The following is a 13,089-nucleotide window of genomic DNA, read 5'->3' as shown; positions in this document are numbered from 1 at the left end:
TTTAGGTTGAAGGCTCAATAATGCCACCACCCAACACTTTCTCACCGTCGTACCAGACAGCGGCTTGTCCGGGAGTAATGCTGAATTGAGGTTCATCAAACACTACCCGGACACGGGAATTTTCTAAGGGAATGATTGTCACAGGTACAGGAGTTGAACGGTAGCGGATTTGCACTTCAGCTCGAATTGGGGTTGATGGTTCGGCAATCGAAACCCAATTTACCCGTCCTACGGTACATTCGGGCTGGGTTACTTTAGTGCGATCGCCAACAATGACCCTGTTGTTCATAGCATCCAACGCAATCACATATAATGGTTCAGCAGCAGCGATGCCTATACCCTTACGTTGCCCAATCGTGTAATGATGGACACCATCGTGTTGTCCCAAGACTTTACCCGTGGTATCAACGATATCCCCTTTTTTGGGCGCAAGATATTTATCAAGAAACGCTCGCATTGAGCCGTTACTTTCCACCAAGCACAAGTCTTGACTTTCAGGCTTATCTGCTGTTTGCAAGCCGTGTTCTCCCGCAAGGCGACGAGTTTCGGTTTTGTGCAGTTCTCCTAGTGGAAATACGCTTCCTGCCAGTAAATCTTGCGACAAATCATAAAGAAAGTAGGACTGGTCTTTATTGCGGTCAACTGCTCGCAGCAATTGATAACGTCCAGTCGCTTCATCGAATACAATGCGGGCATAATGACCAGTGGCAATGCGATCGCATCCGAGATTTTCGCGAGCATACCCTAACATGGGACCAAATTTCACAGTTTTATTACACTGCGAGCAAGGCAAAGGTGTGATCCCACTACTGTAACCAGTCACCAAGTAATCAATGATATTGGTCTGAAACACTTCCCGAATATCAACAACGTGATGGGGAATGCCCAGCTGTTCGCAAACTTTAGCCGCGTCGATCATACCTTCAGAGCAGCATTGACCTTTCCCTTTCATCAGCCAAAGGGTCAAACCAATAACTTCATAGCCTTGATGGTGCAAAATAGCTGCTGCGGTGGAACTGTCAACACCACCAGAAAGACCAACTACGACTTTGTTCATATGCGTAAACGTTGCGCTTGCTTGTGACGGCTCCCGACGAGTACAGGTTTGCACTTTAGTCAGGTTTTTAAGTAATTTACCGACTCCATGCCGTTCCAGAGCGGTATTTCCAGCGTACCAAATTTGGCAGGTCTTCGCCCACACAAGTGTGTTTTCCCTCGGTGATAACATTAATACCTGGCATTCATGCTGCCTGCAACCAAATGCTAGCGATTATGGATTTCTGCAATGAATACGTCGCATTTCACCACAAACTTTTAGACGGCAGTTTCCAGGACGTTCTTAAGTACGATAAAGATAAAGTAGGAAAAAATGATTCAGCATTTATTGCTCCCAACTCAGGACTTTAGGACTTAGAACTGATGCAGGACAGGCAAGAACAAATTTCACAACTGGTAGTCACCTCACAGCAGATGCGCGATATCGAAGGGCGCATTTTTGCAGGGGGAATGCCTGTAGCAGCTTTGATGGAAAAAGTAGCAGGACTCATTACCCGTCGTATTCAGGATATCTACCCAATTTCCTTGTTTGGGCAAGTTGGGGAAGAAATTACTTCCTCATCTCCCTCATTTCCTTCCCTCAAAAAAGAGAGATTTCGCGTAGGAATTCTCGTAGGTCCTGGTCATAATGGCGGTGATGCTTTGGTCGTTGCCCGTGAGTTACACTTTCGTGGCTATGAAGTTTTAATATATTGCCCTTTCTCTAAACTCAAGGAATTAACTTCGCAGCATTTGCAGTATGCCAAGAGTTTGGGTTTACCATGTTATGACGCAATTGAGCCACTGCAAGATTGTGATTTGTTGGTTGATGGGTTGTTTGGGTTTGGCTTAGAAAGAACGCTCACAGACCCAGTGGCTACTGCTATCAATCAGCTTAATGAATGGAAGAAACCAATTGTTAGTATTGATTTGCCTTCAGGGTTGCACACAGATACGGGCGAGGTTTTGGGAACTGCGGTACGTGCTACGCACACGTTTTGCTTAGGTTTGTGGAAGCTTGGTTTGCTGCAAGACCGCGCTCTTGATTATGTTGGTAAAGCCGAGTTAATCGATTTTGATATTCCCTTGGCTGATACACAAGCTGTATTGCGGAATTCATTTAGCATTAAACGGATCACAAAAACAACTGCGCTCTCCACTCTGCCTCTATCCCGTCCGCCAGTTACCCACAAATACAAGGAAGGACATTTACTGCTGATTTGTGGTTCGCGTCGATATTCGGGAGGGGCAATTTTAACCGGGTTGGGAACACGAGCAACTGGTGTGGGAATGCTCTCAATTGCTGTGCCAGAATCTCTCAAACCAATAATGGTAGCACAGTTGCCTGAGGCTTTGATTATTGGTTGTCCAGAAACTGAATCCGGGGCGATCGCCCAATTGCAACTACCCGAAAAAACAGATCTGAGTTCATTTAATGCGATCGCCTGCGGTCCCGGGTTGACACGAGATGCTAGCCCGATTTTACAAGAAGTATTAGATAGCACTAGCCCTCTGGTTCTTGATGCTGATGGTTTAAATATCCTGGCTGAAATGGGAACCATATTAACGTTACAAAAGCGACAAGCTCCTACCGTACTTACTCCCCATACTGGTGAATTCAAGCGGTTGTTTCCTGATACTCCTGATGCCAACCAGGACAGGGTGAAAGCAACAAGGGAAGCGGCGGCGCAAAGTGGTGCAGTGGTGTTATTAAAAGGCGCAAGGACTGCGATCGCCAACTCCCAAGGTACAGTCTGGATTAATCCCGAAAGTACGCCAGCTTTGGCGCGTGGTGGTAGTGGGGATGTATTAACTGGGCTGATCGGCGGATTGTTAGCGCAAGCTTGTTCTAAAAAGATTCCTGTAGACGTAATTGTGGCAACTGCTGCTTGGTGGCATTCTCAAGCGGCAATTTTAGCAGCACAAGAGCGGACAGAGTTAGGAGTGGATGCGTATACCCTGACACAATATTTGATACCTGTTTTGGCATCTGCCTCCAAACGACTTCTTAATTGAGAGGGGAGCAAAGGCTTGCATTCTTGACACATCAATAAAAATGTGCTTTTGCCAAGCCCCTTTCCCACCATCCTCAATGCTTTACTGGTATAAATTCATGGCATGCGCCTTCTCTAGGCAAAGCTTCAATTTCTCTGCCAACACCTGTACATTAGGTTCTTCAAGCAGGGAAAGGTGAGAGCCAGGAATATGATAGACATCTATTCCTCCAACGACTAGCTCGCCCCAACCAAATAACGCATCATACTGTACTCCGACAGCATCGTGCCGATTCTTATCGTCAGTCCGCAAGAGGGTCATTCGACCTGGATACCCTTGGAAGCTATATTGGTTGAGAGCTTGGACATTAGCGCCTAGGATGTCTAAATGCTTGTCACCCTCAGGTAATGCCTCCGATTTTTCCAAGAAACGTTTGTATTTGTCTCGGATCTGGTATGTGCCCCACTCACTCCAACCCACAAGCTTTTGCTGAAGGTAGGTAGGGCCTTTTTGGATAAAATTCTTGATGTGCTCAAAAACGCGCATGAGGAAAGGCAATCGCTTCTCAGTACCCGGACGACAGGTATCAAGCATAACGAGAAGACCCACTTTCTCTCCTTGTCTGGAAAGCCGCTGTGCTATCTCGTAGGCAACTATACCCCCAAAGGAGTAACCTCCTATATAATAAGGACCTCGGGGTTGAATAGACTGCATTGCCTCAATGTAAAGCGCTGCCATGTCTTCAACCTGGGTTAAGAAAGACTGTTCACCATCTAGTCCTTGTTGTTGTAGCCCATAAACTGGTTGATCCCGTCCTAGATGCATTGCTAAAGCCCGGTAACAGAGGATTTCTCCACCTAGAGGGTGAACTAAGAATAAAGGTGGCTGAGAACCTTTGGGTTGGATTTCTACCAAGGATGACCAAGGCGCTTTTGATGTGTCTTCCTCCGCCCCTAGCAAGGCCTGATGACCAGTTGCTTTTTCTTCTCTAGAACGGAGCATCATGGCAAGGGCTTCGACTGTACCTGACTGGAAAAGGGTGGCTAGAGGCAGTTTTTTGCCGAATTTCTGCTCAACTTGTGCGAATAGGTGTACAGCTAGCAAGGAATGTCCTCCAAGGTCAAAGAAGTTATCCTTGACGCCAATGGATTGGACGTGTAAAACTTCTTCCCAAATCTCTGCTAACTGGCGTTCTAACTCATTGCGAGGAGCAACAAAGGTGGCGTCTGGATCTTGCTTTGCTAAGTCAGGTGCTGGAAGAGTGTTGCGGTTGACTTTGCCGGTAGGAGTCAGGGGGAAGCTCTCCAACAACACGAAGGCTGAAGGAATCATGTACTCAGGTAGCTTTTCTTTCAGAAAGCGACGCAAATCACTGATGATGGGTGCTGGCTCTTGATTGGGAACAACATAAGCTACTAAGCGTTTATCGCCCCTGACGTCTTCACGGGCAATGACTACAGTCTGGAGTACAGATGGGTGTTGGCTCAGGACAGCCTCTATCTCTCCCAATTCTATGCGGAAACCCCGTATTTGTACTTGGTAGTCGCTGCGTCCAATAAACTCAATGTTACCATCTTGCAGATAACGTGCTAAGTCCCCAGTCTTGTACAGGCGCGCGCCTTCTTCCTGGCTAAAGGGGTTGGGGATAAATTTTTCAGCAGTCAACTCTGGGCGGTTAAGGTAGCCTCGCGCCGGTCCTCCACCGCCAATGTGCAGTTCTCCAACCACACCAATGGGGACTGGTTGCAAATGAGCGTCAAGCAGATAAATTTGCGTGTTGGCGATTGGGCGACCAAGAGGGACAATTTTTCCCCGCTCATCCTGTTGGGCAGGAATGGGATAGACTGCAACAGTCCCAGAGGTTTCTGTTTGACCATACATATTGATTAATTGTGCACCATGCTGGAAACCAAACGTCCACTGAGGGGGAATATCAGACAGCAGTGGTTCGCCGGTAGTCACAATCAAGCGCAATTTATTGTCTAATAGGGCTTGTCTGGTTCCAGGTTCTAAGCCAGATAGTGTGTGAATGGAGTTGCGCCAGTAGGAGGGGATGGTATCAACAACCGTGACATCGTATTTTTTAATTCCGGCAAACAGTGCTCTCGGGTCTTTTCTTTGTTCGGAAGTCGCAATTTTGACAGTAGCGCCACCAGCCAAAGGAACCATTAACTGCCTAACAGAAGATGAGAAAGCAATCGATGCTGTGTGCATATACACATCTTCTGCTGTGATACCGAGTGCTCGTCCCATTGCTTGCGCGTAGTGACACAAATTAGCGTGTGTAACTTGGACTGCCTTGGGCTTTCCGGTTGAGCCAGAGGTATAAATCACATAGGCTAAGTTGGCAGTTGTTGCCGTTTGGTTTAAGTTTTCTTCTGAGTGCTGGGTAATTGAATGCCAATCTGTATCAAGGCAAACGACTTGCGCTGTATGTTCGGGTAGTTCCGTTATCAGGCACTCCTGAGTCAAAAACACCCTTGGTTGAGAGTTTTGCAACATGAACGCCAAGCGCTCTTTGGGATACGTTGGGTCTAAAGGCACATAAGCTCCACCTGCTTTGAGAATCCCCAACAGTCCCACGACCATCTCTAGGGAGCGTTCCACAAAGATGCCCACTAGTACCTCTGGACCAACTCCCAAAGTCCTCAGGTAGTGCGCCAATTGATTAGCGCGAGTATTCAACTGCCGATAAGTCAGTTGTTGCTCTTCATACATCAACACCGTAGTGTCCGGGGTGCGCTCTACCAGTTGTTCAAACAACTCATAGATACACTTATCCCGGGGATAGTCGGCATGAGTATCGTTCCACTCATACAGTAACTGGTGACGCTCGGCTGCTGTTAGCAGTGGCAATTCGCTAATGTGCTGCTCTGGGTTAGCAACAATTCCCTCCAGCAAGGTCTGGAAATGCCCACTCATTCGGCGTATAGTGCAAGCATCAAACAGATCAGTATTGTATTCCCACAACCCCTGCAGTCCTTGTTCTGTTTCCGTAATTGACAGTGTCAAATCAAACCTGGTGGTAACATGAGCCCAGTCGAAAGGAGTTAAAGTCAGTCCTGGTAACTCGAATTTTTGTCTCGTTGTATTCTCTAAGACAAACATCACCTGGAACAGGGGATGATACGAGAGCGATCGCTCTGGTTGCAGTTCTTCTATTAGCTTGTCAATGGGTAAATCTTGGTAGGCGTAGGCAGACATTGTCACCGCTCGTACCCTTTGCAACAATTCCCAAAAAGTGGGGTTGCCTGCCATATCGGTACGTAGTACCTGGGTATTGACAAAAAATCCAATGAGCTTCTGTAGCTCCGGCAAATTTCGACCCGCTATTGGAGAACCCACCAGGATGTCTTGTTGTCCTGTATAACGGTACAGCAGGGTCTGGAACGCTGCCAGCAAGGTCATGAAGAGTGTCACACCCTCTTGATGTGACAGTGTAGACAGCGCTTGCGATAAACTTTGGGGTATTAGAAAAGATTCCTTTGCACCCTGGTACGTCTGAACTGGGGGTCTTGGTCTATCTGTAGGCAATTCCAGTACAGGGGTAGCACCCACCAGTTGCTGTTTCCAATAGTTGAGTTGGTTTTCAAGCGCCTCTCCAGATAGCCATTGGCGTTGCCAAACGGCAAAATCGATATACTGGATAGGCTGTTCAACAAGAGGATTAAGTTCTTTGTTGAAGAACGCTTCGTAGAGGGTTGCCAACTGCTCCAATAAAATGCTCATCGACCCGCTATCAGCAGCGATGTGGTGCATAACCAACAGCAGGATGTGCTCTTGTGGCGACAGTTGTAGCAAGCTCCCGCGTAGCATCAAATCTGATGTTAAGTTGAAGGGGCGTTGCGCCTCATCTTGTAGTTGTTGTTGTACACGGGTCGTACGTTGGGCTTGCGGACAATCTTTCAGGTCAATCACCTTCAATTCGACTGACCGAGGCTTGCTAATTACCTGCACCGGGTTGCCATCCTGTGCAATCAAGTTGGTTCGCAATGCTTCGTGGTGGGCGACAATGGCATCTAGAGAGTGTTGCAGCACAGCCACATTCAGATCACCTTGCAATTGCAAAGTCTTAGTAATGTGATAGGCTGAATTATTAGTCTCTAACTGTGCCAAAAACCACAATCGCTGCTGGGCAAAAGACAGGGTAGGTGATTCTTGGTTAATTCTTTTGGGAATGGTTTGTTGTGTTTTGACATCAGAACTTTTGTTTTTAATGTTTTTAAGTTCTAGCTCTGGTAATGCCGTTTTGGTTGGTGAGACGGTAATCTTTTTGGTTATATCATCCATATTTTGTAATCCTTCATTGATATTACTTAGTCAATGGACATGAACGTAGCCACTTATCTATAAAGATTTTCCTGTTTTCAATACCCCAATGTTCCCAGTGATAAAACTTCCGCCTTGTTCAGGTAACAGGAGAATGGTTTCCTGTCTTTCTCTAGGCGTCTTGGTTTAGCTGACCATAAGTTTTGAATTTCTTACCACATAACTTTAGTTTAATCTAGTGCTTGTCTACAAAAATACTTTTAAGATGAAGATGTTTTAAAGCCTTGAGGTTTTTGAAAACTATCTAATGCTCCATATCGTCGGCTAAACTATGAGTCATTTTCCAAATTCAGCAAGCGTCGGTATTAAAAAAAAGAAGAGGAATATAGCTACAGTGGTATCTTTGCAAGCACTTGCTAGAGATTTGTCTGGAAGAATAGAATTTTATTACAACATGAACTTATTGTAAAGAATCACTGGTTCAATCCTCAACCATTAGACTATATTTTAATTTTATTTGGCAGCTACACTGACTCTAGATGCTGTAAATTTTGCTCTAGTTTTAAAACCTGTATAGCAGTTTTATCTGATTTGTTAGATTCGCGCGTAGGGTGGTCAGCATTGCCCACTTTACTCAATCAGCTATATGTTCACGTTGGCGAGTGCGTGCCTCAGGCATACGCGAGTGCGGTGTACGTAGGGCTTATGATTTAGGATTGCTATAACAAGGATAATAACCTTTGATAAATAATCTTTATCTAATTTAAATTTAAAAAATATTTTTTAGATAATTTCTAAATATAAAATCTTACAATTTTTAAATCAAAAAAAATCCTATGCTAGAGGATTTTTTATAAAATCTTTATCGGAGCTTTAAAAATTTGCTTTCTAAAATTGGCGTAAAATGCCTTTACGCAATTTCGGAAGTATCATAAGCTGTTACGCGTTGAATTTGCATACTTACTCGTGAGGGTTGTCAAGAGCGGAGCCACACCTACACTCCGCCTCTAGTCAAGTTTTCCCTAATTCTATTTTTTCCCTTTAAACAAGCCTTCTAATACTTAAGTAATATCTTAAAATTAAAAACTTATGAAAGTAAGTGTTTTGAGGTGTGTACCCCTATGATTGATACACCTGATGATTTTTCGTTTCTTAAAGGGTTACATTATCTACTCAAGCTGGAGCAAAAGCCCTTGAGGGAATTGGCACAAGCTGAGGGGTGGTCAAGCAGGTTCCCTGTCTGTACCAGACACCCTCAACCTCGAAAGCCTCGAATTGGGTTGTGAGAATTGCCCACGTTTGCTCGTTGAGTCCACCACAGTAAGTCCAAGTGAATCGACTTTCGTTGCTTAGTCGTCGTTCAAGTTCTGCCAAATCTCCAGGAAGCCAAAATCTGGTCATCACCCTTTGAGTAGCAATCTCAGGGGAAGTCTGTAACATATCAGACATTGCCTGGTTAATAATGATTTGCTTGTTGTTATCTTGTCTTACGATACTTACCGGACGCTCATTTTCAGCAGCAGTAACCATTCGACGCAACAATTCTACTGGTAAATCCAACTGACTACAAAAGACTGTACCTCCTGCAGGCAAGAGGCGTTGGGCAGTTTCGACGGGTGTAGACGGTTTCTGAGATGCCATCCACCCGTAAAACTCAATTGGTTGCTTGCAGCGTTTCCACCCTATCCCCACCTTACCCTTGATTTTTGCTGCGGTTTCGCTCAAAGCATATCCGTAGCTTTGAGCAAGGTAGATGGCATCTTGCTTTGTAGGGGCAAGGATAGAAACCCCCTCGTGAGACAGTTTACAGTTCCAACCCGGTTGGTTCAGGATTCTAATAATACTCACACTCATCTTTTACACTTTCAAAGTTGATACGTAAGCCATTAAAACTTCATTGCCAAATCATTTAGTATATATATTGAGGAGTTACGCACTGTACAAATTAACCAAAATATGTAATGTCAAATTTGGTTGTTTCAGACGCTGTTGCACAACTCTCAGAAAGCTCGCTAATCAAGCTCTGTTAGGTATCTAATTGTGAACAAGGGCTGAAATAACCGAGATACATTTAGTACATTTGTACGATTCGTAAGTCTTAATATATATGCTGATGAAGCGAAAGTGTAGTAAATAAATGTGAGGAAAATCTGAAGTATCTGAAAGTAGTCAAATTGTCTACTCAAGTTGGAGAAAAAGAACCAGGCGGAATTGGCATCAGCTGAGGGCTTGACAAGCAGGTTCCCTGTCTGTACCAAACGCCCTCAACCTCGAAAGCCTCAAATTCAGTTGTGAGAATTGCCCAGGTTTGCTCGTTGAGTCTGCCACAATAAGTCCAAATGAATCGACTCTCGTTGCTTAGTCGTTGTTCCAGTTCTGCCAAATCTCCAGGAAGCCAAAATCTGGTCATCACCCTTTGAGTGGCAATTTCAGGGGAAGTCTGTAACATCTCAGACCCTAGTTTGTTAACAATAATTTGCTTGTGGTTATCAAGTCTTACAATACTTACTGGACGCTCATTTTCAGCAACTGCAACCATTCGGCGCAACAATTCCACTGGTAAATCCAACTGACTACAAAAAACGGCACCTCTTGCAGGCAAGAGGCGCTCAGCAGTTTCGGCGGGTGTACATGGTTTCTGAGATGCCATCCACCCGTAAAACTCGATTGGTTGCTTGCAGTGTTTCCACCCTATCCGCACCTTACCCTTGATTTTTGCTGCGGTTTCGGTCAAAGCATATCCGTAGCTTTGAGCAAGGTAGGTAGCATCTTGCTTTGTAGGAGCAAGGATAGAAACCCCCTCGTAGGACAGTTTATAGTTCCAGCCCGGTTGATTCAGGACTTTAAGAACACTCGCACTCATCTTTTACACTTTCAGAATCGTTATGTAAGCAGTTAAAAGTTTGCTGCCAAACCATTTTTTGTTCTTCCTCAGGGATGCCCAAAGTAGACGTGATGATGGCGAAGTCCCCAGGTGTGGGCAATACTTCTCCATTGGCAAGCGCTTGCAAGTTTTTTACACCAGAGTGCTTCAGCTTTGTCACGTTAGCTCGAACCAAATCGGCAATTGTTGTCAGGGGACTTGCTTGTTCAGGTGTTGCGGAGTTGCCGGCTGTTCTTTTGGCTAGCCACTCACGCAGCATGCCTTCTAGTGCGCTGCTTTGGGATACCCCCTCACGAGCGCAGACGCTTTTGAATTCTCGTGCCAACTCTACCGGAACATAGCCGCTGACCTGCTTGTAATCAGCAGAACGCCTTTTGTCGGTCATTTTGGAGACTGTTAATATCATGTTTGCCTTCCATTTTCTCTCATGGCACTCAAAATTATCAGATATTTTGATCTTGTCAATTTTAAATGAGTTCTTGACATAAAAAAATGACAAGTGCTACTATCGAGAAATTGGACATAATAGGCGGCTTATTGCAGGGTAATAAGCCAGATTGAAGAAAAGTAGTAGATGGTCCTGGTTAAGATATCCTGGTTGAAAAAAGTAGATGGCCCTGATAGCTAGCTTCTCGGGTTGATGGCTAGCTTATTAGTTGAGTTGCCTTAATTCGAGGGGTGAAAAACACCCCTCAGTTTTTTAGTATAAGGTTAAAAACGCTTAACAAATTTGTCCATCACCAAAATAGGTAAAAAAGTCTACCTTTAGGTAGAAAGGTCGATCTTATTGAGATTTTCGTTGTTATTTAAAGAACTCAGAACTCAGTTATCAGAATTCTGAGTTCTGGGAGCTGCATTCTGTGTCCTGAGTTCTCAATTTAGCTGCTAGGAGTTGACTGCTGCAAATTTGCCGGGATTTTTTCTGGTACAGTCCAGAAGTAAACTGTTCTGCCGTCTACTTGCTCGACTTTGTTAGGTTTCCACTCACCCATATCAAAAGCGTGCGACACGATACGGGTTCCTGGTTTAAGTTTCAATAGCTGCGGACGCAACTTGACATTGAGTTCGGGTAGCAGGTAAAGGCTAATAACTGTTGCTTCGCTAAAATCACTCTTGAAGAGGTCTTGTTGGCGAAACTGCACTTTGTTAGTCACCCCCGCTTTTTGAGCATTTGCGTTAGCCTCTTTGATGCGTTGAGGGTCAATATCTATACCAACAGCCTTCTTGACACCATACTTCTGTACTGCGGTAATGGGAATCCGCCCATCCCCACTGCCTAGGTCATACAGAACATCATTTTTGCCAACCTTTGCGACACTCAACATTCTATCGACGACTTCCGGAGGTGTTGGTACGTACACGACATCGGGTGTCCGTTCCGCAGGTTGGGTTGTAGGCATAGACTGCTGCACTTCCACAGTGGCAGGAGACGCTTCACCTTGTTGTGGAGAACTCGCTTGCTGAGTCGGAGTGCAACCAGCCAGCATCAGGCTACTTACACTCACTGTTGTAAACAAAACCTTTAACATTGCCTGTAATTTCATGACATCTTTCTCCATGAATTAAGGGTTTGTGGAAGTGGTTCGTTGACGGTTAAATAGGAGTAGAGGAATACCTGTCAAAAGAACAATGACCCCAGTCATACCTCCGATACCTGCATAAGTTAGGCTGGAGTATAGCAGGTAGCCACAAGTTGCACAAAACAGCAATGGTGTCCAGGGATAAAGAGGCACGCGAAAAGGACGAGGTACATTTGGCTCGCGGGAGCGCAGTACTAGTAATGCTACCCCAGATAGTAGAAAAAAGAACCAGAATACGGGAGCGGTATAGTCTACCATCGTTTCAAAACCCTTGCGAGTTAAAGCACCAAGTACCACCAGCGCTAAGGAAATTGCTCCCTGAACCACTAAAGCATTGGTTGGGGTTCCAGTACTCTCTTGCCAGCGTCCTAGGAAGGCAAACTTCCGAAAGTCTCGCCCTAGAGCGTAGTTAGTACGGGCACCTGTAAAAATAGTGGCATTGACTGCACCCAAGGCAGAAACCGCAATTAAGAGGCTGACAAATCTTGCTCCGTTTTCTCCTACAGCGCGACGCATCAAGTCGGCTGTTGGTGCTTCCGAGGAAGCCAAACCAGCAAGTCCCAAGCCATAAATGAATGCCAGGTTAATCAACAGAAAAATCACTGTGATGATGGTAATACTTCCCAACAACACACGTACCATATTGCGTTTGCCATCACGTACTTCTGCTGATATGTAGGCAGCTTCATTCCAGCCGCCATAGGTCAGCAATACAAAAATCATTGCTTGACCAAATGCGGTGTTTTGAGGAGCTGCAGTGGATGTATTGGGCGGTGCTTGTGCAACAAAGGCAATACTGACAATAACTATCAACAGTAACCCCAGCACTTTTGCTGCCGTGAGCCAGTTTTGAGTCCACTTCCCTTGCTGTACGCCCAGAATGTTTAAACCTGTCAGGCAAACAACCACACCTGTAGCGTAAATGGCTGAAGAGTATTCTCCTATAGGCAGCAACTGAGAAGCATAATCTCCAAACACGAACGCTGGTAGGGCAATGGAACCAGTTTGAATAACGGTCATCCGCGCCCAAGCAAACAAGAAAGCAGGATTTTTGCCAAAGGCACGCATGAGATAGTGGTAAGTTCCCCCAGCATCAGGATAAGCAGTCGTCAACTCCGCATAGCACAGAGCGCCGACCAAGGACATCCCTCCACCTAGTAACCACGCTAGCAGTGCAACCCCTGAACTCTGCGTGTTTACTGCTACTAGCGCTGGTGTCTTAAATATACCTACGCCAACGACCATACCTACAATTAAGGCAACTGCGTCAATTGTTGAAAGCGTAGGCTTCGGCACTGTCACTTTTGTTGCCATATGGTAAATCAC

The 13,089-nt window shown here is 45.4% G+C and carries 8 protein-coding genes; 1 reads left to right on the top strand and 7 read right to left on the bottom strand.

The genetic code is table 11. The features are described from left to right. Position 1 precedes the first annotated feature (1 nt). On the bottom strand, positions 2–1,057 hold the full coding sequence (gene mnmA, locus MAS10914_RS0121575; protein ID WP_026082725.1) for a tRNA 2-thiouridine(34) synthase MnmA: 1,056 nt from the start codon (positions 1,055–1,057) through the stop codon (positions 2–4). A gap of 362 nt (positions 1,058–1,419) precedes the next feature. Between mnmA and MAS10914_RS0121565 the strand changes: the two genes are divergently transcribed. Then, positions 1,420–3,051 carry a bifunctional ADP-dependent NAD(P)H-hydrate dehydratase/NAD(P)H-hydrate epimerase gene (locus MAS10914_RS0121565; RefSeq protein WP_017318023.1) on the top strand — a complete coding sequence of 544 codons (1,632 nt, stop codon included), beginning with the start codon at positions 1,420–1,422 and terminating at the stop codon, positions 3,049–3,051. Between the two features lie 81 nt (positions 3,052–3,132). On the opposite strand, the gene MAS10914_RS0121560 is transcribed toward MAS10914_RS0121565, so the two are convergent. The 6 genes from MAS10914_RS0121560 to MAS10914_RS0121535 form a co-directional block, all read right to left on the bottom strand. After that, on the bottom strand, positions 3,133–7,320 hold the full coding sequence (locus MAS10914_RS0121560; RefSeq protein ID WP_017318022.1) for a non-ribosomal peptide synthetase: 4,188 nt from the start codon (positions 7,318–7,320) through the stop codon (positions 3,133–3,135). Positions 7,321–8,472: 1,152 nt separating this feature from the next. Beyond that, positions 8,473–9,153 (bottom strand): PAS domain-containing protein, encoded by a 681-nt coding sequence (locus MAS10914_RS0121555; RefSeq protein WP_017318021.1) that lies wholly within the window; start codon positions 9,151–9,153, stop codon positions 8,473–8,475. 328 nt (positions 9,154–9,481) lie between these two features. Further along, positions 9,482–10,162 carry a hypothetical protein gene (locus MAS10914_RS0121550; protein WP_017318020.1) on the bottom strand — a complete coding sequence of 227 codons (681 nt, stop codon included), beginning with the start codon at positions 10,160–10,162 and terminating at the stop codon, positions 9,482–9,484. Further along, complete coding sequence (locus tag MAS10914_RS0121545; protein ID WP_026082724.1) at positions 10,143–10,568, bottom strand: ribbon-helix-helix domain-containing protein; 426 nt, start codon at positions 10,566–10,568, stop codon at positions 10,143–10,145. Before MAS10914_RS0121545 ends, MAS10914_RS0121550 begins: the two co-directional genes overlap by 20 nt. Positions 10,569–11,061: 493 nt before the next feature. Then, positions 11,062–11,727 carry an SAM-dependent methyltransferase gene (locus MAS10914_RS0121540; RefSeq protein WP_017318018.1) on the bottom strand — a complete coding sequence of 222 codons (666 nt, stop codon included), beginning with the start codon at positions 11,725–11,727 and terminating at the stop codon, positions 11,062–11,064. An 18-nt stretch (positions 11,728–11,745) separates the two neighbouring features. Beyond that, positions 11,746–13,077: an APC family permease gene (locus MAS10914_RS0121535; protein WP_017318017.1), complete on the bottom strand. Its 1,332-nt coding sequence runs from the start codon at positions 13,075–13,077 to the stop codon at positions 11,746–11,748. Positions 13,078–13,089 lie beyond the last annotated feature (12 nt).

It is taken from the genome of Mastigocladopsis repens PCC 10914 (assembly GCF_000315565.1).
GTDB classification, from domain to species: Bacteria; Cyanobacteriota; Cyanobacteriia; order Cyanobacteriales; family Nostocaceae; genus Mastigocladopsis; species Mastigocladopsis repens.
The sequence above is the reverse complement of the archived record's forward strand: the minus strand, read 5'-3'. Positions and strand labels throughout refer to the sequence as shown.